General features: G+C 37.9%; 16 protein-coding genes. 2 read left to right on the top strand and 14 right to left on the bottom strand.

What is annotated here, in order from left to right:
- Positions 1 to 147: 147 nt before the first annotated feature.
- The 13 genes from KMW37_RS20070 to KMW37_RS20010 form a co-directional block, all read right to left on the bottom strand.
- Positions 148 to 1,074, bottom strand: coding sequence for a heparin lyase I family protein (locus tag KMW37_RS20070; protein ID WP_215226428.1), 927 nt, complete (start codon positions 1,072 to 1,074; stop codon positions 148 to 150).
- A gap of 110 nt (positions 1,075 to 1,184) precedes the next feature.
- On the bottom strand, positions 1,185 to 2,408 hold the full coding sequence (locus tag KMW37_RS20065; RefSeq protein WP_215226427.1) for a glycoside hydrolase family 88 protein: 1,224 nt from the start codon (positions 2,406 to 2,408) through the stop codon (positions 1,185 to 1,187).
- A gap of 156 nt (positions 2,409 to 2,564) precedes the next feature.
- Positions 2,565 to 4,076 (bottom strand): RagB/SusD family nutrient uptake outer membrane protein, encoded by a 1,512-nt coding sequence (locus KMW37_RS20060; RefSeq protein WP_215226426.1) that lies wholly within the window; start codon positions 4,074 to 4,076, stop codon positions 2,565 to 2,567.
- Positions 4,077 to 4,094: 18 nt separating this feature from the next.
- Entirely contained in the window at positions 4,095 to 7,412 is a 3,318-nt protein-coding gene (locus tag KMW37_RS20055) for a TonB-dependent receptor (RefSeq protein WP_215226425.1), read from the bottom strand.
- A 168-nt stretch (positions 7,413 to 7,580) separates the two neighbouring features.
- Positions 7,581 to 8,738 carry a FecR family protein gene (locus KMW37_RS20050; RefSeq protein ID WP_215226424.1) on the bottom strand — a complete coding sequence of 386 codons (1,158 nt, stop codon included), beginning with the start codon at positions 8,736 to 8,738 and terminating at the stop codon, positions 7,581 to 7,583.
- A gap of 95 nt (positions 8,739 to 8,833) precedes the next feature.
- Positions 8,834 to 9,361, bottom strand: coding sequence for a sigma-70 family RNA polymerase sigma factor (locus KMW37_RS20045; RefSeq protein ID WP_215226423.1), 528 nt, complete (start codon positions 9,359 to 9,361; stop codon positions 8,834 to 8,836).
- A 159-nt stretch (positions 9,362 to 9,520) separates the two neighbouring features.
- Positions 9,521 to 11,653: an FN3 associated domain-containing protein gene (locus KMW37_RS20040; protein ID WP_215226422.1), complete on the bottom strand. Its 2,133-nt coding sequence runs from the start codon at positions 11,651 to 11,653 to the stop codon at positions 9,521 to 9,523.
- A 71-nt stretch (positions 11,654 to 11,724) separates the two neighbouring features.
- Positions 11,725 to 13,179 (bottom strand): DUF1501 domain-containing protein, encoded by a 1,455-nt coding sequence (locus KMW37_RS20035; protein WP_215226421.1) that lies wholly within the window; start codon positions 13,177 to 13,179, stop codon positions 11,725 to 11,727.
- Position 13,180: 1 nt separating this feature from the next.
- Positions 13,181 to 15,493: a PSD1 and planctomycete cytochrome C domain-containing protein gene (locus tag KMW37_RS20030; protein WP_215226420.1), complete on the bottom strand. Its 2,313-nt coding sequence runs from the start codon at positions 15,491 to 15,493 to the stop codon at positions 13,181 to 13,183.
- A 158-nt stretch (positions 15,494 to 15,651) separates the two neighbouring features.
- Positions 15,652 to 16,236, bottom strand: coding sequence for a GNAT family N-acetyltransferase (locus KMW37_RS20025; RefSeq protein WP_215226419.1), 585 nt, complete (start codon positions 16,234 to 16,236; stop codon positions 15,652 to 15,654).
- 33 nt (positions 16,237 to 16,269) lie between these two features.
- Positions 16,270 to 17,745, bottom strand: a complete 1,476-nt coding sequence (locus tag KMW37_RS20020; protein WP_215226418.1) for an alpha-L-fucosidase — start codon at positions 17,743 to 17,745, stop codon at positions 16,270 to 16,272.
- 322 nt (positions 17,746 to 18,067) lie between these two features.
- Complete coding sequence (locus tag KMW37_RS20015; protein ID WP_215226417.1) at positions 18,068 to 19,168, bottom strand: family 20 glycosylhydrolase; 1,101 nt, start codon at positions 19,166 to 19,168, stop codon at positions 18,068 to 18,070.
- Positions 19,169 to 19,211: 43 nt separating this feature from the next.
- Entirely contained in the window at positions 19,212 to 20,456 is a 1,245-nt protein-coding gene (locus tag KMW37_RS20010; protein ID WP_215226416.1) for a DUF5009 domain-containing protein, read from the bottom strand.
- 547 nt (positions 20,457 to 21,003) lie between these two features.
- On the opposite strand from KMW37_RS20010, the gene KMW37_RS20005 reads away from it, so the two are divergent.
- Entirely contained in the window at positions 21,004 to 21,378 is a 375-nt protein-coding gene (locus KMW37_RS20005) for a CHASE3 domain-containing protein (protein WP_215226415.1), read from the top strand.
- A complete protein-coding gene (locus KMW37_RS20000; RefSeq protein ID WP_215226414.1) occupies positions 21,305 to 21,982 on the top strand; it encodes an ATP-binding response regulator in 678 nt (225 codons plus the stop codon). The genes KMW37_RS20005 and KMW37_RS20000 overlap by 74 nt, the downstream gene beginning before the upstream one ends.
- Before the next feature lie 68 nt (positions 21,983 to 22,050).
- On the opposite strand, the gene KMW37_RS19995 is transcribed toward KMW37_RS20000, so the two are convergent.
- Positions 22,051 to 23,244, bottom strand: a complete 1,194-nt coding sequence (locus tag KMW37_RS19995) for an MFS transporter (RefSeq protein ID WP_215226413.1) — start codon at positions 23,242 to 23,244, stop codon at positions 22,051 to 22,053.
- Positions 23,245 to 23,734 lie beyond the last annotated feature (490 nt).

The raw sequence follows: 23,734 nt of genomic DNA, 5'->3' as shown, positions 1-23,734 counted from the left end.
TTGTTCCAATAAAATAATCTTGGTATAAATAGTTAAGAGAGGAAAATCACAAAGGCAAAATGTAGAATACCTTTTGTGATTTTCCTTTCCTGATAAATAAGCATTTAAAAGACACGATTAGGGAAAATGACTTTTGATAGCTATACTCTAATTGCCTTTACAATCTCCTGGTTTTACTAAAGTAAATGCATCTTCAGGATTACCGTCCAAGAAACGTACATCATCATAATATGCCACCCTTCTTTCACCTGAGGTATAATCTCCTGGATCATAAGCATAAATACCCGCTTTACTATAAGCTCCTTGAGAGAGGGCATCCCCGTCCCAGCAGTTTTGTGCACCAAAGTTTAAATCAGTCGCAACTGCCGTAGGATTTCCTTCATGAGCCCCATCATACCAAACTTCCAAAAAGCCATTATTTGACTTGGAAAATTTGAAGTGAATCACCAAATCTATCCATCTATCAAAGACGTTCTCTCCCTGATCAAGTTCATAAGTATATGTAGTCATATTATTGATTCCTTCCACCCTAAAATGGGTACTGATGCTCAGTTTCCCGTCTGCTCCATGCTTTACCGTAAGTACCTTGCAGTCCCCACCTGGACCAGGGGGACAGCAGTCAGTATAGGTATATGCATGAAGTTGAAGAAGTATATTGTTCTTTCCAGTAACGGGAAACCCACCTGAAGGCAGGTAAAAACTTGCTGCATACCACCCTTCACTTTTAACTCTTTGGGATACTTCCATAGGCTTCAATTCTATACCTCTACCTTTTCTGGTACCATCATAATTATCAGCATACCAATCTATTCTCCAAGCCTTATCTCCCGTTCTGGCTCCAAATGAAGGAGAAACAATCGTATCTGTATTCCCACAGCAAATTTCCACTCTTCCAGGAACTGTATCATTTTCAAAGTTTGCTTCCAGTAAGTATTCTGTTCCTTCTCTGCAACTTTGATCTTCTAATACCATAGGAATGCCCTCCACATGGCAAGCGACCATTCCTCCAATGAGCAACAAAGACACCAAGCCTATTGCCGTAAATATTCTAGATTTATTTATATAATTATTCATAGGTTATTTCGATTTTGTTAAAATTGATAGGTTGAACAAATCCCTAATCGTCTCAATAATTGTGATCACTATAGTCACAAATCACTTTTTTTATTAATTTTAGGCTAAGCCTATCTTTTGGAAGTCAAGTAAAGTTTTCCTTCTTTCAGTAATTTTTTGTATCTGATTAAAGCTTCCATATAATAGTAATCCGCATAGGTAAGTGGAACATCCACTTCTGAATTATGTGGTAGTGAACCAACGCTATGCTTGAGAATAAATCCTCCATTTTCACCGAGTGAAGCCGTATACTTAGGAGAGGCTAGGATCCGTATTTGTTTTTCTACCACTTTCAGATACTCTTCACTTTCTGTTTTGGAAACATACTGACTAAGCTCAACAAAAGCTGAAGCCATCAGAGCCGCAGTAGAAGCATCTCTGGGTGCTGATGGAATATCCGGATCGTCTAGATCCCAATAGGGAATAAAATCCAAAGGCATATTAGGATGGTCTAACAGGTATCTCGCTATTTTTTTTGCTTGGTCCAAATACCTTTTTTTCCCAGTTTCCCTGTACATTACTGTATAACCATACAATCCCCAAGCCTGCCCCCTACTCCAAGAAGAGCTATCATTATACCCTTGGTGGGTTTGCTTTTTATGTGGCTTTCCATTTAGTGTATCATAGGAAACCACATGAAAGGAACTAAAATCATCCCTATAATGATTCTCAAGTGTTTTGTCTGCATGGCTAATAGCCATGTTTTTAAACTTTTTATCACCCGTAAAGCTCGAAGCCCTAAGCAACAATTCCAGGTTCATCATATTATCGATAATGACAGGATATTGCCAATTTTCTTTGTTAAAATCCCATGACCTTATCAAGCCAACTTTAGGATTAAAACGGGTCGAAAGAGACTTCGCTCCTGTCACTAGAACATCTTTATAATCCTTTCTTCCTGTCAATCGTAGTCCATTGCCAAAACTGCAATACAACATAAATCCTACATCATGGTTATCTGTAGTGTATTTTTCTTCCTCAACTCGAGCAGTATAAGCCTCAGCATAGGAACGGACTTGATTGTTTTTGCTGTCTTCATATAAATACCATAATACCCCCGGAAAGAACCCACTGCACCACCACTCAGGTCCAGAGGTTATATTCTTTCCTTCGATATATGATTTAGGAAGAACACCTTCCTGGTCTTCATACATTTCAGCCAAAATCAAACTTTGTTTTAAGGAAAATTCCAAGGCTTCATCTATTACTGATACCAATGGTCTTTCTTGTGATTTTTGTAAAAAACCACTGAAAAAGAAGATTATCAGGAAGCCCAGTACATATCGTGTTTTCATCTTGAAATCAATTATTTAGTGACCAATTGACCATTTAGACAAAGGCATAGTTTTCCCATCATAACCTTAAAAAGGGTACATCTGAGAGGTAGGCTAACACCGAAGAACATTTCTTCGATGTTAGTATCCTTGGAAAATGATCAATGATTGATAAGTTTAATACCCAGAGTTTTGAGGAAGTAAATTAGGGTTTCTGTTCAACTCATTCTGAGGAAGGGGAAGCAGCAAATAATCTTGAACAAAATTCTCATGTGGTTCATAAGAACCTGGAGAAGTAAACGCTTCTTGAGCATTACCCCATCTTTTCAGATCATACCATCGCTTCCACTCAAAAGCCAATTCCACTCTTCTTTCTTCTCTGACAGCAGCTCTAAATTCCTCCTGAGATAACCCTAAAATTAAGTCATTGGGAAAGTCGCTCATTACACCACCTTTATTTCTTGCTCTTTCCCTCACGCGATTTAGGTATTCATATGCTGCAGCAGTTGGTCCTCCATTGGCTTCATTAATGGCTTCTGCAGCCATCAATAATACCTCCGCATATCTGAAAATATTATAATTGTGATCTGAATATGATCCATCTGTATTGGCAGAGGTACCAGGACTGATACACCATTTGGCCATATGGATACGAGGCCATTTCCATTCCTCATACGAAGTAAGTACTCCATCAACATTCGTTTCTGTTAAAAAACTGACTTCCTTACGGTAATCACGATCATCAAAGCTATCATAAACACCAGGGGAAGGAACAATTACACTCCATCCTTGCATATCAGCATCCCTAACACCAGACAATGGGGCCATAAAATCCACATTTTGACCACTAGATCCACCGATACCTCCTTTGAAATCTACTGCCCAGACTTGTTCAGCATGATTAGCATTATCCGCATCCCACAAGTTTTTAAAGTCAGCCAAAAGATCATAGCCATAATTACCTGCATTATTAATCACCCCCTCTGCATGCTCAGCTGCTTTTGCATAATCATGACGCGCCAAATATACAGACGCCAGTAAGGTCTGTGCAGCCCCTTTGGTAGGCCTACTTCTGACATTGTTGGCATAGGTATTTGGAAGATATTGAATTCCTGCCTCACAATCCGCTATGATATTAGAGTAAATTTCTTCAACAGAAGTTTTAGAAATATCAGCTACTGTGCTTGGATCTGAAACAAATTCTCCGATATATGGCACTTCTCCAAACAGTTGAACCAGATGATAATAACTTAAAGCTCTAACCACTTTAGCCTCCGCTATTAATTGATTCTTTTTGTCTTCATTCATATTAATACCAGGAATTCCATCAATCGCTGCATTGGCTGCCCCAATCACAGCATATAAATTAGGCCAAATATTATTGATCATCCCATTATTGGAATCGGTATTGAAGCTATTGATCTGTACTCTTCTAGAAGCAGTTCCAACGTCTCCAATATCCACCATATCTCCTAGAAGTTGAAGAGTGATATTCAGTTTTCTTCCATACAATCTCTCACTGGCCAACATGGAATATGTGCCCATTACAGCAGATTCTGCATCTGCCGGGGTATTAAAGAAAGATTGCGGTGCCAATATCCCTACTGGCTTTTCGTCTAAATTAGTGCATGAGACTCCTACAGAAAGCACCAGGCATATTATTGTTATATTTTGAAGTATCTTTTTCATAATTAGGTAATTTGGAGTTTAAAGTCCTACATTGATTCCAAGTGTGTAAGATTTCACATTAGGGTAGCTTCCATAATCCAAACCTACATTGGTATTGGAATCCCTAAAGCTCACCTCTGGATCATACCCGGAATAATTGGTAAAAGTCAACAAATTCTGAGCACTGAAATACACCCTTAACTTGGACAGTTTCCATCTTTCCAACACTCCCCCTGGCAAATTATATCCTAAGGCCAGGTTTTTCATTCTTACATAGGAACCATCTTCCACCCATCTTGTGGAAACTTCCGGTTTATTTGCCCCAGAAGCTCTCGGAATATTGGTATTTGTATTGGTCGGTGTCCATCTGTTAAGCGCATCAGTAGTTGCATTGCTTTTGCCAGCCATCCAGTCCAACTCCATTCTAGTGTAATTCAACATATCATTGCCTACACTTCCTTGGAAAAAGATATTCAGATCAAAGTTTTTATATTTAAAGTCATTATTAAAACCAAAAATGAAATCAGGGTGCGGATTTCCTATGATGACGCGATCATCGTTATTTACCCTACCATTCGGAATACCATCCAGGTTACCATTAGCATCTCTGCCTGTAATGTCCTGGTACTTGACATCTCCAGCCTGCTTTCCAGGTTCTGCCTCAAAGTCATCATCCTCCTGATATATGCCGTCAAAGATCCATCCATAGAATGCGCCTACTACTTCTCCTTCTCTCAGCACCTGACTATCAGTAGAAATCATATGACCTGGCACAGTAGAATAAAACACATCCCCTCCAGCTAATTCCAGAATCTTATTTCTGTTAAATGAAATATTAAAATTAGTATTCCAACTCAAGTCCCGCTCAATATTTACTGTAGACAAAGAAAATTCCCAGCCCTTGTTCTCCACACTACCTATATTTTGTAAAGAGGTAGAATATCCTGAATACTGGGGAAGTGGGATATTGTATAACAAGTCGGAGGTTTTCTTATAATAATAATCAGCAGTTAAAATTATCCTGTCTTGGAACATTCCGAAATCCAACCCGATATCCGACTGGGCTGTACTTTCCCAAGAAAGGTTATTATTAGCGACGGCGCTTGGAATTACTGCATTTACAGGATTTCCATTAACCACCGTAAAAGATGGTGACAACCTTGCCAAAGATTGATATGATCCTATCTCGGTATTACCAGTAATACCATAGCTTCCTCTTAATTTGAAATGACTGATAGCATCCACATCTTCCAGAAAGACTTCCTTTTTGACATTCCAAGCAATTGCTCCAGAAGGAAAAAATGCCCACTTATTATTGGCGCCAAATCTTGAGGACCCATCATATCTCCCTGTAAAGGTCAACAAATACTTATCATTGAAAGCATAATTTGCCCTACCATAAAAGGATGCTAAACTCCACTCTGTCAAACCAGATGAAGGGCTTTGATAAACAGAGCCACCTTGCAGATTCCAATATGAAAAGGAGTCGGTAATGAAGTTAGTATTTACAGATCTCCAAGATTCACCTCGAAAAGACTGGTAAGAATAACCGGCCATAAAGCTCAACCGATGACGATCGTTAAAAGATTTTGTGTAGTTTAAGTAATTTTCATTCAATAAAATCGTGTTTTTGTTGGAAGAAATCGCTCCTGTACCTCCAGTGTTTCTTCCAGCTCTCAATGTAGTTGGCGTAAACTGACCATTTCTTGTATTATAAATTTGAACCCCGAAGGTGGTTTTAAAGGTCAGGTCTTTAATAAGGTCAATTTCCAAAAAGGAGTTGCCTTGAAAAATATCTGAGACCGTATTGTTTTGGAATTCATTGGCAACTGCGACAGGGTTGTCATGAGGATCCCCTACCTGGTGAATGGTATAATTACCATTTTCATCATAAACTCCTTGCACGGGTTCAAATTTCAAAGCTGCAGAAAGAACACCCACATTGGTAGCCCCGCCTGTAGTTTCTTGAGTTTTGACACCATCATTTTGGGTCCTCATAAAATACATTTTCACCCCAGACCTCACCTTATCACTTAGCTCTATATCCAAATTGGATAGACCTGAAAATCTCTCATATTTGGAATTGATTACTACCCCTTTGTTGCCATAATAGTTTACAGAAGTGTAATATTTCAAATTTTCCTTTCCACCATTGGCAGAAACTTGGTAATTCTGCAGTCCTCCAGATCTAAATATCTTATCCTGCCAATCCGTTCCAATCCCGTATTGCCCAGGATTAGGATAAGGGATGTTATTTACACCATCATTCGCATAGAGTTCATTGATATATTCCGCAAATTGTTGGCCATTGAGTAAGTCAAGTTTTTTACCGATTTCCTGTGCAGAATATGACATATTGAAATTCACTTGACTCCTACCTGCTCTACCCCTTTTTGTAGTAATCAACACTACTCCATTTGCACCCCTAGAACCATAAATCGCTGTGGCAGAAGCATCTTTTAATATTTCCATAGAAGCGATATCTTCTGGTGGTGGCATCACAGCTCCGGCAAATCCATCAACAACATATAATGGGGCTGAGCTGGCATTAATAGAAGTCCCTCCCCTAATTCGAATTCTTGCCCCTGAACCAGGTTCCCCATTAGTAGAGGTGACCATTACTCCTGAAGCCCTTCCTTGGATGGCCTGAGTGGCACTTATGGCAGGATAAGCAGTCAGTTCATCAGAGGTAACAGATGTAACAGAACCAGTTAAATCTGATTTTTTTATTGCTCCATAGCCCACCACTACAACTTCCTCTAAGCTTTCAGCTGAAAGTTTCAAGCTAACTGTAACAGTGGATTTTCCTTCAATATTTACCTCTTTACTATTATATCCAATAAATGAAATCACCAAAACAGAGCTACCATCAGGAATTTCAAAATCGAACTTACCATCTAGATCTGTTACCATACCTATATTGGTCCCCCTGACCATTACATTGGCATAAGGCAATGGATTCCCTGTTTCATCAAGCACTACCCCCTTTATCTTAGTCTTTTCTTTTTTTACTGCTATGGGAGTGTCTGTCACCTGAGAAGTTCGAGATTGGTCATAACCTTCATTTTTTAGGATAATCTGTTTGTTTCTAATAATAAAGAAAACATCAGTTCCCTTAAAAAGCCTCTCCAAAGTAATATCGAGGGGTTCATTATTAGCCTTGAAGGAAACTACTCTAAAAGCGTTAATCTTTTCATGATTATACAGAAACTTATATTCTGTCATTCCTTCAATCTCTTCAAGAACATGAGAAACTTGAACATTTTTTAGATCAAAGGATACCTTTACCTTTTGCGAATACGAATTCGCATGTGTAGATATAATCAACACAAAAAAAAGGAAAACGGTCAATTTCATGGTTAAAATGGGTTGTAACGGATATGGAAAATTATTCCACATCCTATTGTCTTTTTTCATACTTTTGTAAAGTGTTAAATGGTTATTTTGATAATCGTTTTCTATAAGCCGGGGAATGTTGCCGCATTTTCCGGCTGTTTTTTTCGGATGTTTTTTAATCCATAGGCACTATGGTTTTCTTATTGTTATAATATTATTTTTTACCTGATAACTAAACGGTGTATCTTCCTTAAAGGAATTAAGGACCTCTTCGATCGATTCAATATCAAAAGTGGCTGTAAACACTTGATCATTTAAATGAGAGTATAAATTCTTAATTTCAATATTATAATGCCTCTCCAACTTTGCGATTATGGTACTAAATGGTTGGTTTTTCAATATTAGTTTTCCTTCTTTCCAGCCCAAATAAATATCAACATCTACTTTTTCATATTCCACAAACTTCCCCTCTTTACTCCATTCACCTTTAAATCCAGGCTCTAACAATGCAATTCTGGCATCTTCATAGGATTTTTGGGAATCATAAAGTCCTACCGATCCCTCTACTAATACGGTACTAACTGTATGATCTTCTGGATAGGAAGAAACATTGAACTGAGTGCCATACACTCTTACATTTACTTCCTCTGTATTCACTAGAAAGGGATGTTCATCATCTTTGCTAACATCAAAGTAAGCCTCTCCTTTTAAATAAACTTCTCTATTTTTTCCACGAACAAAATTTACTGGATATTTGAGAGAGGAACCTGCATTTAAATACACCTCTGTTCCATCAGAAAGGGCCAATTGAATTTTTTTACCATAGGGAATCACCAATTCATTATAAATCAATTCATCTCCAACTACTCCAGTATATACTATCTGGTCATTTTTTTGTCTTCCTGTTATTTTTCCATTTTGGTCTTTTAGGGCTATCTCTTGATCTAAATTGATCACCTGGACCTCTCCTGCCTCATTAATCAGGGTTATTTCATTTGTGTTAGCTGGATCGATATTTGGTCGACTTTGATTTAAATTCCATAGTAAATAAGATAGGCTCAAAACAGCAATCAAAACAGCTGCATATTTGAAGAAAATAGAAGGGTAGATCTTTTTGCTATCTTCCTTTTTCCTTTCCTTATACTTTTCAAGGACGTTTTCCCACGCCGCATTGGCATCTAATTCTTTACTATTATTTTGATCTGATTCAACACCCTTCAATAATTTAAGCTCATGAAAAAACTGCCTATTTTGGTGAGATTCCTCTAACCAGGTTTTAAACAACTCCTCTTCTTCGTCATTCAAGCTCCCTTGAATTTTTCTAATCAACAGATCCCAGTTTTCCATTCTAATCGTAATTGAATTATTGCTTTTGTTTATAAGATCCAAAAACAGGAAAACAGGGTGACGAATTTTTGAAAAAAAAAAAAAAATTAAACTATTTAAAAAATGTATAGATAGGCGACTATAAGTCCTTTCAAAATGGTTTCCCCCAAAGCTTCTCTCAATACTTTGTAGGCTTTTTTGACTTGAGACTTCACGGTATTGACTGAAATCTCAAGCTTATCAGCAACATTTTGATAAGTAAGTTCTTCCACTATGCACATTAAAAAAACTTTTCTACATTGAACCGGAAGCTTGTTCACTTCTGCTAAAAGTTTGGAATTTTTCTTTTCGACCGTTAATTCAGCGTCTTTTCTGACTAAAAAATTTTCCTCAGCTATTAATTCACCTTCAATGGAGATTAATGTTTTTCTATCACGCAATCGTTTAAGACATTCATTTTTTATAGATCGTTTCACATAAAACTCCAAAAAATCAACATCAGCTAAATTATTCTTGAGCAAAAGTTTAACAAATACATCCTGCACTATATCCTCAGCTTCACTCATGTCATTGACATAAGCCTTCGCTAATAAGCACAATTCTTGGTAATGCACTTTAAAAATCAATTCTAATTTTGATCTCAAAATCAAACGGATTATTGTGGGTTTATCCCAATACTAATCCATTTTTTCTGCTAAACCAAGAATTTGTACTTGCCAAAAATAAATTTTATCTCCGCATATTCTAATTCAACACACTGAATTGTTATCTTATTGTTGTTGAACTAAATCTAAATACACTCACTAATTCACCACCACTTCATCTATAAACACCCAGCCTTTGTCTCCCGCTCCTCTGTGCCAAGAAGGCAAGTGCTGATTGGGATATAGTGTCAGTTTTAATTTGTCATAATTAGCTTGGTCCAACTGATAGAGAATTTGTTTCATCCTGCTTCTTTTTGATTTTTCTGGCACCTCTGGGGTTTCCTGTATGATGGTTTCCCAAGCCCCAGCACCAGTTTTTCCCTCTACCAATATTCTCACCGGGGGAAAGATATGGGCCTCTTCATGATACATTAAACTAAAGGCTATATTTTCAACATCTTGCCCCTCAGGAATGCCAATTTCCAATATCATAGGTTCATCCCTGAATCCTAACCAATCACCAGAAGCGTAATTACTATCTCCTTTTACCAAATCAAATAAAGTGGCTTTACCATTACCTTGATATTCGCCTGAAGGAGAAGTCTTTAAATCTACATCAATTGGCTGGATACCTGATTTATAAAAATAAGCATCTACCAATTCACTCTTGGTCCAACCTTTAGCATAAGCCCTGGCTTTAATGCTTGAGGTATTATCAATTACAATTGGTGATTCATATTTCAAACTGTTAATGCTATCTGGCTCAGAACCGTCAAGGGTATAAAATACCTGAACAGAGCCAATAGGATGCTTGATTTCTACCTTTTCATTTTCGTCGAAAATTTCCTTGTCGAATTTGATCTGTGGTGGATTGAGGGCATAAACTATCCCATCATCACTGAACCCCCATTCCAACATTACGTGAGGAAATTCTTTTTGATAACTTTTGGCATCCTCTTCACTAAGCCCTGTACTCCATAGATACACATACTCTAAGTTTTCAGCTTTGGCAAGGGTTTGGAAAATTTCAGGACTTAGCTTATTTCCAGCCAAAGTTAAACTTCTTAATCTTGGCATGGTTCCTAATACTTTCAGTTGTTCAGTACCAAGATCACAAAAATTAAGCTTTAGTTCTTCTAGGTTCGTAAACTCAGCTAATACGGATAAATCCACCTCTTTCAATGGCATCTTATTTAGGCTAATTCCAACAATTTGGTCTTTCACTTTTTTCAAGTCTTTCAAAGAAGCCGGATCAAATGCATTTGCTCCAAAATAAGACACCTCTAATGCCGGTGACTCTGGATAAAGTGGTTCTACCACTCTGTAGAAATTATTTAAAGAGGTTACTAGATCTGCATCAGCGGCTTCAAAATCAAATGGTGCCTCTTTTTCCAATTGTAAACTGGCCAATTGAAATAAAGTACTTTCCTCTCCTGTATCAATTAATTTCTGATCATATTTGGATCCTCCTTTTACCCATTCCTGCAAAATCTGTAATTCCTCAGGACTTAACTGGGGCTTGCCTTTAGGAGGCATGTGCCCCTTTTCCTCTATTGGTTTTACCAAACGCTTCATGAACAAAGAATTTTCCCAGTTCTTTTCATCAAACAGAACACCGTTTTTGCCCCCCTTTTGGATCATCTCCACTTCATCCAATCTTAGCTGTCCTTTACTTTTACTTGCTTGGTGGCATGAATTGCACTTTTGCTCCATAATAGGTTGAACCAAATGCGCGAAAACTTCAGCTTCCTCCAAGTTCACCTGAACACCATCATTTCCAGCAATAGGTGCCATCAAAAAGTCAGTGCCATGGGTTAGATTAGCTCCCCAATGCCCAGCACCAATCAATACCAACAATAAAGCCAGGCCCATTCCTTTTTGCATTTTAGGCTGTTTTTCCATTAAGAAATAAACCATAACGGCCAAGAAAAACACGGCTACACCCATCCATTTATGAAGCACCAGGTTATCCCCTTCATAGCCTTCTTCTTGGCTCAGCATCCAACCAGTCAATACCGTAACACCCGCAAAAAAACAGGCAAACAATAAAGACCATCTAGCTACTTTTTGCTGATATGGTGAAGGAAGTAAATTAGGTACCAGAACAAATACTAATGCCAATACCATTAATACAATGGGAAAGTGCAGAATCAAGGGATGACTTCTACCCAGCACCTGCAAAATAGGAGGCACCATCATCCTATCCCCACCGATAATAAATATGATAATTAAGCCGGAAAAAACGATCAATAGGTTTTCCAACCAGCCCTGTAGGTTATTTCTAATGTTCATTGTTAATTCTACTAAGCTCATGCCTACTGCTCAAAACAGAGCAGACTGCACCCTCATGAATGATTATTTAACTAAACTATGATCTCCTTCACCACAGATCCCGCCACATCTGTAAGCCTATACCTTCTGCCAAGATGTTTAAAGGTCATTTTTTCGTGGTTGATCCCCATCAAGTGAAGTACGGTAGCCTGGAAATCATGAACATGCACTGGATCTTTGGTAATATTATAGCCAAAGTCATCTGTTTCACCATGTACAATTCCGGATTTCACTCCGCCTCCGGCCATCCAAATAGAAAAAGCTCTTGGGTGGTGATCCCTGCCATAGTTTTCTACCGACATCTTGCCCTGACAGTAATTCGTACGTCCGAATTCTCCTCCCCAGATCACAAGGGTTTCATCCAATAAGCCCCTTTGCTTTAGGTCTTTGATTAAAGCAGCAGAAGCCTGGTCCACATCTTTGGCCTGTCCTGCCATTTCATTTGGAAGATTTCCATGCTGGTCCCATCCTTGGTGATAAAGCTGAACAAAACGAACACCACTTTCTGACAGTTTTCTGGCCAACAGACAATTGGCAGCGTAAGTACCTGGCACTAAGCAGTCAGGACCATACATTTTAATGATGCTATCCGGCTCTTTACTAATATCCGTTACTTCAGGAACAGCTGTCTGCATCCTAAAGGCCATTTCATACTGTTGGATTTTTGCTTGAATTTCTGGGTCACCAAACTGGTCATAGGATATTTGGTTCAAAGATGAAATTTGATCAAGCATTCTTCTTCTGTCCGCTCTTTTCATACCATTTGGATCACCAAGGTAAAGAACAGGATCCTCAGAATTGGAAAACTGAACGCCTTGGTGCACTGCATCCAAGAACCCATTACTCCAAAGTTTTGAATATACCCCTTGTCCATTGCCTTTACCCCTACTCAATAAGACACAGAAAGCTGGCAAATTATTATTTTCACTTCCAAGACCATAACTCAACCAAGAACCCATACTTGGTCTGTTCCCCACCTGTGCCCCCGTTTGAAAGAAGGTCAAAGCAGGATCATGGTTTATGGCCTCTGTATGCATAGACTTAACAATGCAAATATCATCCACAATACTGGCTGTATGAGGGAACATATCACTGATCCATGCCCTAGATTCACCATATTGCTTGAAATCATAATAAGATCCTACCAATGGAAAATTGGTTTGCCCTGCTGTCATCCCGGTCAATCGCTGACCATTCCTGATACTAGCAGGAAGGTCCTCACCCATCCGTTCCCTAAGCATTGGCTTGTAATCAAAACTTTCCAGTTGACTTGGGGCACCATTTTGGAAAAGGTAGATTACCCTTTTTGCTTTTGGGGCAAAATGGGGAATGGCTGCCATTAGATCTTCTTCCATTCCAGCACTGCCTTTAAACAGGTCTGGAATCAATAGGGATCCCAATGCCATACTTCCTACACCAAGACTTAATTTGGAGAGAAATTTCCTTCTATTCTGATTTAATCCGTGCTCTAATATTTCCTTTTCCATATCAAATCTTAGTTATGGTTTCTTCTAAATTGTAAAGTGAGACGATTACCTGCATCATAGCAGCCGACTCTGCACTGACGCCTTCTTCCAACAATGGTTTTTCGCCAATATCTAAGCTTTCTTCAATCACCTCAGGTTTGCCTTCAAAACGTTCTTTCTCTTGCGCATAATATTCCATTAACACATCCTTCTCCTCATCTTTAATATCCCTGCAAAGAATCTTTTTGAAAGCTGTTTCAATCCCCTCTTCTGGACTTAAACCGTCTTTTTCCATTTGGGTACTCATCACTCTTGCTGCCTCCAACACAAATGGGTCATTGAGCATCACCAATGCCTGCAATGGCGTATTGGTCCTGCCTCTGGTCACCTCACATCGATCACGATTACTGGCATCAAAGATGATCGCTTTTGGTGGCGGAACGGTTAATTTGATAAAGTGATAAAGTCCTCTTCGGTAAATCTTGTCACCCTTATCCTGAACATATTTGGCTAAAGAACCTCTTCCTGAAGTAGCCGCCTCCCAAAGACCTTCAGGTTGGTAAGGCTTAATACTCATACCACCAATTTCTTTGTTCAAAAGTCCACTGCTGGCCAATACCAAATCCTGAATATTTTCTGCAGTCAACCTTAATCTTGGGGCTCTTGCCAGATAAAGGTTGCTAGGATCCTTAGCCAGTTTTTTCTCTGTAATCACAGAAGACTGTCTGTAGGTAGCTGAAGAATAAATCTGCTTCATCAATCTTTTAATATTCCAGCCATTATCCATGAAATCCACTGCCAGCCAATCTAATAGTTGGGGGTGAGTAGGTAAATCACCCTGCATCCCAAAATCACCAGCGGTGGCTACGATCCCTTGTCCAAATATCTCCTGCCAAACAAGGTTAACAAACACCCTAGCTGTAAGTGGGTTTTTCTTATCTGTTGTCCATTTGGCCAGCCCCAAACGGTTCTTGGGCAATCCTTCAGCATACTTCATGATGGATGGAGGAGTTTCTGCCTGTACCTCAACTGTAGGAGCATCATAAACTCCCCTATCTAAAATATAAGTCTTACGTAAAGTATCTAGCTCATCCATTACTGAGACCATGATCTGCGAAGTATCCGGCGCATTCAAATAACTTAAAACACCTTCTGGATCCGTATCTTCTTTATTGATCCACAGAATTGGGGTTTTCGCAGGTTTACTTCTTGAAACATCTCCTTCAAATCCTTTTTCAGGAGTGTTGTTAAAGAAGGCATACATTTGATAGTAATTTTCTTGGGAAAAAGGATCATACTTATGATCATGGCACTGGGCACATTCCATGGTGATTCCTAAAATTCCTTTGGTAAATGTATTGGTCTTGTCCAGTATATATTCAACCCTATATTCCTCATGAATAATACCGCCCTCTTCCGTATATTTATGATTTCTATTAAATGCCGTGGCTAATATTTGTTCTTTGGTGGCATTTGGAAGCATGTCCCCGGCTAGCTGCCAAGTGATAAACTGATCATAGGACATATTCTCATTGAAAGCATGAATTACCCAATCACGGTATGGCCATTGGGTACGCATTTCATCATCCTGATACCCATAGCTATCCGAATACCTAGACACATCCATCCAAAGTACAGCTAGTTTCTCACCGTATGCTGGTTTAGCCATTAACTCATCGATCAATGCTTCGTATTTATCACCACTTAGATCCAGATATTTATCGACCAATTCCGGACTAGGTGGAAGCCCAGTAATATCAAGGCTCAAACGCTTAACTAAGGTAGCAGCATCTGCTTCCTCATTTGGGGAGAGCTTATGTTGCTTTATTTGAGCGAGCGCAAAATTATCTATTTCATTTCGGCACCATTCATCTTCAAGTGGAAGAGCTGCTTTTTGAGGAGCAGTAAAAGCCCAATGGGGCTCATATTTAGCACCTTTATTGATCCATTTCTTAATCAGCTGAATTTCTTCCTCAGTGAGCTTAAGGTTGGAATCAGGAGGAGGCATCTGTATACTAGGATCCTCAGTACTTATTCTTTGGTAAACTGCAGACTCCTTGGCCTTTCCAGGAACAATCACATGTTCCTCAGGTGAATCTTTTAGGGCAGCATAGGCTCCTTCTTCAGTATCCAGTCTTAGACCTGCTTCACGCTTATTGGCATCTGGACCATGACAAGCAAAACACTTATCCGACAAAATAGGCCGGATATGGAAATTATAGCTTATCTGATCAGATGCTACCATAGGATTGCTAGTATCTGTCCCAGAATTACAAGAGCTTAAAATTAAAGCACCTAACACTCCAGTAAGCAGAAGGTTAACTTGGGTTTTCATGCTTATATTTAATTTGTAGGTTTGTTTAAACAAATATGTGGAAAATACTTTCAAAACCAATAATTAACAATTAACTGATTTTCTTTTAGTAACATATTTTTCTTTGTAATAATCCCAAAACACTCTTTTGAAATGATTTTATGCTCAAAATAGGGCAATTACCCTAAATTATAAATTTTCTTTAAAAAATAAAATGGAAATCCGAAATCGTTTATTTTCCCATATAGTTCAAATCCATTCTTTAGATACCATGGAACATTCTTTTCAGTGGAAGTTTCTAAGCAAATAGTTTGATTGTTATCTCTTCCCAATTTCAAAACCTCATTCAATAAATCGGTCCCGATTCCTTTTCCTTGCATAGCAGGATCTACTCCAATATACCAGAGATATAATATTTGACCTGAAGGGTAATTTCCCTTGACGATTGATTGTCTTTTAAGTGCTTTTAGAATATTAGCTATACCTATAGTACTAATAATCAATTTAATATCCAACATAATAGCCTTAAAGAGAGGAGGCTTTGAATCCATGTATTGAACTAAAGCACAGGCACTTTCATCATCACTCAAATAAACTTGGCCATTAAGTTTACAACTCTCATAAGAATAATCCATTAGGCCAGCAATCCTCTTAAATCTTTGCGAATCCTTTTTAATCAAATAGTCCACGCTCCTATTATCATTAAAGGACTTACACAAAATACTAATCACCTTGGTTTTATCTTCTCTTTCTGCTATTCTCATTATTTGTCTTATATCGATAAAAGAGAAATAATATTACTTAATATGACTTATCTTAAAAGCCCAAGCATTCTCACACGGCAGTTCATCATTGCTTAATTCAGGCATCTCGATCACCAACTTCCTATTTTCCACTTTATAGGTCAATTCACCCTCGTGGCCCAAAAGACTCACTTTGGTGTCCTTGCTCACTTTAACATCATCTATCACCAACTGTTTCTTGTGAAATTTAGGACTGATTGCAAAAAGGTCATCACCTTTTATAGTAAAGAAAAGCTCTTTTACGGCCTTACCAGGTGCAGGATCAATTGTTTGCTTCAGGATATAATCCCCTCCCAAATATCCCTTTTTATGGTCAATGCTCCTATCACCTTCAGACCATTGCGCTGCTCTTTCCCATTTCCTACTTCCATAAATTGCCTCCCCATTGACTTTCAGCCACTCTCCTATTTCTAGAAGTCTCTCTTGCATAATTGGAGGGATATTACCTCTGGCATCTGGTCCTATATCCAGCAAAAGGTTTCCGCCATTACTTACGATATCTACAAGCATTAATATCAAAGCTTGTGTACTGTTATAATCCTGCGCATCTTCATTTTGATTATACCCAAAAGAAAAACCCATTCCACGGCATTCTTCCCAAGGTTTATCAAACACTTTTCCAGCTTCATATTCTGTGGTATAGTAACCACCATGCTTTTGTCTCAAACCCTTACCCCAACGGTCGTTCACCAAGATATTATCCTTAGCTGCTGACTCATTATAAAGCCAAGCCAGAAACTCCTCACTTTTCCACTTCTCTCCTTCCATTTCCCATTCACCATCAGTCCATAAAATATCTGGTTGATAATTTTGAACCAAATCCTTTATTTGAGGAAGATAATGTTCATCTACAAATCTATCTTTATCACTTAGCCATAATGGATGATACCATTCATAGAGCGAATAATAAAGACCCATTTTTACAGAAGTATTCTTAACTGCTGCACTCAGTTCTCCTACCAAATCCCTCTTTGCCCCTACTTCCATACTGTTCCACGCAAACCCTCTATCATTGGCTTGTTCATTTGGCCATAGGGTATAACCATCATGGTGTTTTGAGGTCAGTACGATATACTTGGCTCCCGCCTCTTCAAATAATCCAGCCCATTCCTCCGGATCAAACAGATCAGCAGTAAACATATCCCCAAACTCATAGTAGTCAAAATGTGCACCATATGTTTTCTTGTGGTATTGATATACTTCATCACCTTTGAAATTTCCATTTCCAAAAAGAGCTTTGTTTTGAAGCCAGAACTGATACCATTCAGAATAGGTGCCCTTGGGAGACCAGGCAGGAACTGAATAAGGTCCCCAATGTATGAATATACCAAACTTGGCATCTTCGAACCACTCCGGAACTGGCCTTTGATCTAATGATTCCCAGTTAGCCTCATAATTTTGGGCATTCAAAAAAGTAGAACTCAATATCAATAACGATAAACCAATTAAAACATTCCCAATGTTCTTCATCTGCAAGTATTTCCTTTTATAATCAATTCTTAACCCTCAAAATCATTTTCATTCTACAAATTATAAAAATTTACACTTTATCCCACACCCACAACTAATTACGCAAAAATAGTACGTACAAATGCAAACCTTCAAATATTTTCGATGTTAAGCACTCCTCATGTTAATCAGTTGTATCGCATAAATTGTACTTACTCCATTACTAAATAGCGGAACATTGCTAAGGACAAAAAAATGGATACCTATCCTGATATCCATTATAAAAGGCGTGAAAGTTCATTACAAAAAAACACCTCCTAACTTCCCCATAGTTGTCAGATACTTAATCTTCTAATTCTTGTATTTTATCAAACATCACCTTGAAGGTATGCCAGGAAGTTTTATTTCCGCCTTCTCGATCAGGTTTATTTTCATAAAATCCATCCATAAAATTCCCGGCTCCAGTCCATACCGTTTGCATGATGCCCTGAAATCGATCCTTCATTTCATCAGTGGATTTACTTCTAAATTCATACATATCCTCAACTTGTGCTACTGACACATCAGGATTCCTCCAATTACAGGTTAACACATTAAATCCTTTCATGGCAAAATACACAGCAGATTGATCAGGTCTTTCATAATGCCAGTCTCCAATAATGACATCTTTTGGAATCAAATCGATTGCTCTGTGGGTATTGTTCATACTGGCCTCCCACATTCCATACCCAGTAATCTTTCCATCCAACAAACGATCTCCCCAAATCCACAGTTCTCTTTTATCCTGGGCTAAATGATTCCTGATTTTGCTCACCTCTCCAGCAAACAATTCTGCTTTATCCCTTCCAGAGCATCTTGGGCAATCATCCTCTCCTAAATAAAACACCTCATCCATACCCGCATGAAAAGCATCCGCTTCAAATACTTCACAGATCTCGTCGACCATATCAAAAACGACCTCATGAACATCTGGATGAAGAGGACAATAACTCTTGCAATAAAGTCCATCTTCATTAGGCCATTCATATTTCTCAGGCAATTTCACATTTGGAGTTTCATCAAATTCGGGATATACTTCCAATAATTTACCCATTTTGCTGTGCCATGATTGATGCCCTAGGAGGTTGATCTGAGGTATCAGCCTGATATTATTTTCTTTACAGACTGCAACCATTTTTTTCACCTGTTCTTCGCTTAGGGGATCCTCACCAATTAACTCTGGACGCCCCTCATATTCATACCTGTAATCTACTCTAAGTATCAGGGCATTAATTCCTCTTGTAGCTAATTCCTCATCTATAAATTTCACAAAGCGATCTACCTCCTCAGGCATTGGTGCGGCAATAGCAAAACCTTTTACAGGCAAAGCTTCATAAGACACTTGAGCCATTAGGGGCTGTAAGCAACTTATCAATATCAACGATAAAATCTTTATTATTTTCATCTTTCTGTTTTTAAGGTTAATTGGTGTCTCCAAGGATAAGGTATTAAAGTTTCAACCTCAATCTTAACTTCTCCAAAACACCGGCAATTACAATAATCACTATAGAATAAAGAAGACATTTTATGATACCCAATACACCTGACCGCAATACTAGCGGTAAACTTATTCCTATTATCGTATAAATGGCATAATGAATATAGGGCAACAAATAACATGTAAGTGTACTTGTACCTGCTGGTTTAATTATATTAAACCACTTCATTTGCTTTTTGATATCTATCAACCAAACAAAAAAGGCAAATCCAGCAACACTTATAGCTATACAAATACTTAACCATGAGGGAGAATCCCCGATCTTATGAATCCCCCAAATGGGCCTAGTCACTATTCCATAAACCAACATAAGAGCTGAAAAAGCAAAAGACAATAGCCAGAAATGCTTGTGATTCCCTTTTAGAAACCACTTTCGATAACTTAATGAAATAATAACCCCTGCCATGGTAAAGGCCGGCATTGCACCATTACCTACTATCCATATGTATTCCTTCATTGGGGTCAAGAAGTTCAACCAACCCAATTCATTAAAGGAATTAAATGTAAAGAAAAACACAAAGGCAATTATCTGCCATGCACTCGCCCCCTTGGTGACAACATAGATTATAGCACAGATCATATAGGCCCAGCCGATAAGTCCCAAAATCCCATACCATTGCGTACGCATCCATTCAGGATTTTCGACTGTCCCACCTTCGTAGACATATGCCATGACAGTTAATAATAAAATTCCAGTAGCCTGAATTACATATTTCTTGCTTTTCGCAAGATGCTTGGGAAAATCCAACCAAATCATAAAGAAACCTATGGTGATCAGAATCTGCCATACCGGTTTCGGTAAAACAGCTCCATCGCTATAAGACTCCAAATTGACATGAAAAATCCCCATAATAAGCAGGGCGGCTGACCTGATAAATATATGCCCTATAGTGCTTATGGTACTAGCTCCTTTTTTCAGTCTACTTTGGATAGCAAAAGGAATAGATAATCCCATGATTACCAAGAATGCCGGAAAAACCACATCCGAAAACCCCAATCTATCTTCACCAAATGCGGCATGACCAATCCAAGCCGGATAGCCAGCTAAACTCCATAAATCGTTCACAAAGATCATCAGAAACATGGTAAAAGCACGGAAAACATCTATTGCATAACTTCTGCCTATATGCGGAATTGCCGAACTGGTGTCATTTTCCTTTTCTGGCCTTTGAATTATTATACTTGATCCGTCCATTTAAATACAATTAAGAAATAATTTGATTCCTTTCAGGTTTTGAAAAAATTGCCTTGAGGCATTAACCTGATTTAATCCTAAACTAAACTTAAACAAAACTATCCAATTCTTCCTCTTTAATCTCCTATATTTTCTTTCAGATATTCAGTAAAAAACAAAAATATTCAGTACCCCACAATACCCCTTAAACGATTATAACCTCATATAACAATTGTTTAATTTGTAGCAAAGTGCAAGGTTGATTTAGGCTTTTTACACTACCTTTACAAAGTAAAATCAGGAGCTAATCCAATTAAGTTTACACTATCTTCAATTTTATAGTTTTTTGTAAAAATCCTATTGGAAACACAAAATGAACGGCAAAAAATCATAAACATTAGTGTCTGCTATATTTACTATTTTTGACATTAATTGCTATATTTTGAAGTAAATTCTTTTATAATTTATCCCCCTTTCATTTACCAACTTAGTTTCCCTACTCACAATGCTAAATTTTAAAAATCGGATCATTATTGGATTCTCTATTTCACTAATCATCATTGCTTTAGTGAATTACTCATCCTATAATAGTTTAAAGTCCTATGAAAACAGATCAGAAAGAGTAGAACACACTTATGATGTCCTAGTGACAACAAAAGAAACACTTATCCAATTACTCATTGCAGAAGCTAGTCTGAGCAATTTTGCCTTAACCAATCAAGATTATCAACTAAATGGCTATATAACGGCCAAAGACTCCATTCAAGAAAGCCTGGATAAACTCAAAAATCTTATATCAGACAATCCCAATCAGATTAAGCGGGTAAAGGAATTAGAAGGCTTAGTTGAGAAGATATTATTAAATATCGATGAATCGATTGATGGATCTAAGAAACTGCAAACCGAGAATAAGGAAATTAGAACAATTAGAACGTATATTTGAAGAATTTTCCCAAGCAGATCCTACCATTACCCATAAATACGGAGGCACAGGGCTTGGATTAAGTATTGCTCGAAACCTGGCGATATGTAAAGGAGGGGACTTAAAGGTTGAAAGTACATTAGGAAAAGGGTCGACTTTTACATTTATGAATGATTTTGAGCTAGTAAAGGATGAGTATATGGAAGAAGAAAATCAAAAAGATCAGGAAATCCGACCTTTTGAGGAAACAGTTTCCATTTTGATGGCAGAAGACAATATGATCAATCAGTTTGCTGCAAAACATGTTATGAAAGATTGGAACGTAAATCTTGAAATAGCAGAAACAGGAACTGAAGCTGTTCAATTGTTTAAGGAGAAAAGCTTTGACATTATTTTGATGGACATGTATATGCCGGAAATGAATGGATTTGAAGCCACTCAGATCATCAAAAAGGAAATGCAGGAACAAAATAGTGAGATCCCCATTATTGGGCTTTCAGCAGTAGTGCTCGAAGAAGATATACAAAAAGCAGAGTCTGCTGGGGTATGTGATATTATTAGCAAACCATTTGAGCCTATAAAGCTATATTCCATGATCAAAAAGCACCTTGAAGCAGTTAGGTAAAATCAGGCTAGATGTTGAATAAAAGGCCTTCTCTCGGAGAAGGCCTTTTATTTTACTAAGAACTGCTTTTAAGACAAAGCCTCTTCAGCTTTTACATCCCTTTGGATCTTATTCCCTTTAAATTTCATAAACAAAAGGAAGAATATTATTGTAAGTATTGCTGGCAAAATAGCTACATAAGACAAAGTCGATGCACCGCTATCTGCATCCATAAATGAACCCATTACAGGTAAGACTATAGAAACAGAGAACATGCCTAAACCTCCCATCAGGGAAAGGCCAAGAGCACCACTTTCTGGAATTCTTTCGGCAACAAAACTTAACATTGTTGGCCAGAAATAAGTAATTCCTATCGCAAAAACAAAAGCAGCAGCAAATACAATGGCACCACTCGCATTGCTTAGCCAAAGCAAGCCAATACAGCTAAAAATAGCGGAAAACAGCAACATTCCAGTAGTATCCAACTTCTTCACAACGGGACCTGCAAACCCTCTTCCTATTGCCATAATTCCATTTACGAAGGCTAAGATCAAAATGCCGGAAACACCAGTTTCGCTCAGCAATGATTCAATTCTCTGGTTGGTCCCCAATTCAGTGGAAGCTGTCAACAACATGCAAAATCCCATCAATAAAAATAAAGGAGACACTACGGCTTTCCACATTTGCTTATTGGAAACTCCCATAGCCACTCTTTCAGTTTTTGGCAAATCTTTGCCCATGAACAAGATACCATAAAGAACAAGCGGGATAAATAATACGGCTACTAAAGCTTGCCATGGCAATCCTAGCATGTCCATCATAAAATAGCCAATGAGGCTGCCTATCACAATTCCACCTGGGAACCATACATGAAAACGGTTTAACATCTTCGTTTTGTTCTCTGGAAATAGACTTGCCACCAAAGGATTACAAGCTGCCTCGACCATTCCATTACCAATACCAATGAACATGGTTCCTAAGAAAAAAGAGTAAAACTCGGTAGAGAAAATTGTTAGTACAATTCCAACTAAATGACTAAAAAAAGCCATCCAAACTATCTTTTTGATACCAAAATAGTCCACCAAAGGACCACCAATAATCATGGCTAGGGTAAAGCCCCAAAAAGCTGGCGCAAATGCCAAGCCTATTTCTGTACTTGTTAATTCGAAATCAGTTTCTAAAACACCTTCTAATTTTGCCCTGACAGCAAAGGTCATTGAGGTGACAATTAATGCCAAACAACTGGCATTAAATAATGCATACTTTTTAATAGTCTGGTTCATTACTTTGGGATTTTGTTTATTTAAAGGTTAATGAAATTCTATCAGTTCAAAAACAGCTTGAAAATAAAAAATATTAGCTTTCAAAACCTAATTTTTTATGCTTTTTTCATCTATAAACTATTAGAGCAGACCTCATATGGCTAAACCACAAAATCATCTACCGAAACAATAAGTATTTATAATATAATAGCCAATTAGACCCTAACCATTTTAAGGAAGTACAAACATTAATTATTCAAGATAAAATAAAAGTGCCCAGACAAACCATCTGGACACTTAGGATGATCACTCTTATCAAAAAAGAATCCCTATATAAGGTGATCGCTACTTTGGAAGATTAACGATTGAGGGATATTCTACTGCCTTATTACCATTCTTATGCCAAGCATAAAATCAGCCTAAAACAGATAAAATCGAGGATTCGTATTATTTCTATTTCCATTTATTGGAATCCTATTCCATATATGGAAAACTTAATTTGAATATGGAT

This window comes from Echinicola shivajiensis (assembly GCF_018642165.1).
In the GTDB taxonomy this organism is placed as follows: Bacteria; Bacteroidota; Bacteroidia; order Cytophagales; family Cyclobacteriaceae; genus Echinicola; species Echinicola shivajiensis.
Note: the sequence above shows the minus strand (reverse complement) of the source record. Positions and strands in the feature narration are given on the sequence as shown.

Bases quoted from the DNA above. Each gene is read 5' to 3' on its own strand.
- KMW37_RS20070 (WP_215226428.1), bottom strand. From the start codon at position 1,074: ATGAATAATTATATAAATAAATCTAGAATATTTACGGCAATAGGCTTG.
- KMW37_RS20065 (WP_215226427.1), bottom strand. From the start codon at position 2,408: ATGAAAACACGATATGTACTGGGCTTCCTGATAATCTTCTTTTTCAGT.
- KMW37_RS20060 (WP_215226426.1), bottom strand. From the start codon at position 4,076: ATGAAAAAGATACTTCAAAATATAACAATAATATGCCTGGTGCTTTCT.
- KMW37_RS20055 (WP_215226425.1), bottom strand. From the start codon at position 7,412: ATGAAATTGACCGTTTTCCTTTTTTTTGTGTTGATTATATCTACACAT.
- KMW37_RS20050 (WP_215226424.1), bottom strand. From the start codon at position 8,738: ATGGAAAACTGGGATCTGTTGATTAGAAAAATTCAAGGGAGCTTGAAT.
- KMW37_RS20040 (WP_215226422.1), bottom strand. From the start codon at position 11,653: ATGAACATTAGAAATAACCTACAGGGCTGGTTGGAAAACCTATTGATC.
- KMW37_RS20035 (WP_215226421.1), bottom strand. From the start codon at position 13,179: ATGGAAAAGGAAATATTAGAGCACGGATTAAATCAGAATAGAAGGAAA.
- KMW37_RS20030 (WP_215226420.1), bottom strand. From the start codon at position 15,493: ATGAAAACCCAAGTTAACCTTCTGCTTACTGGAGTGTTAGGTGCTTTA.
- KMW37_RS20025 (WP_215226419.1), bottom strand. From the start codon at position 16,236: ATGAGAATAGCAGAAAGAGAAGATAAAACCAAGGTGATTAGTATTTTG.
- KMW37_RS20020 (WP_215226418.1), bottom strand. From the start codon at position 17,745: ATGAAGAACATTGGGAATGTTTTAATTGGTTTATCGTTATTGATATTG.
- KMW37_RS20015 (WP_215226417.1), bottom strand. From the start codon at position 19,168: ATGAAAATAATAAAGATTTTATCGTTGATATTGATAAGTTGCTTACAG.
- KMW37_RS20010 (WP_215226416.1), bottom strand. From the start codon at position 20,456: ATGGACGGATCAAGTATAATAATTCAAAGGCCAGAAAAGGAAAATGAC.
- KMW37_RS20000 (WP_215226414.1), top strand. From the start codon at position 21,305: ATGAATCGATTGATGGATCTAAGAAACTGCAAACCGAGAATAAGGAAA.
- KMW37_RS19995 (WP_215226413.1), bottom strand. From the start codon at position 23,244: ATGAACCAGACTATTAAAAAGTATGCATTATTTAATGCCAGTTGTTTG.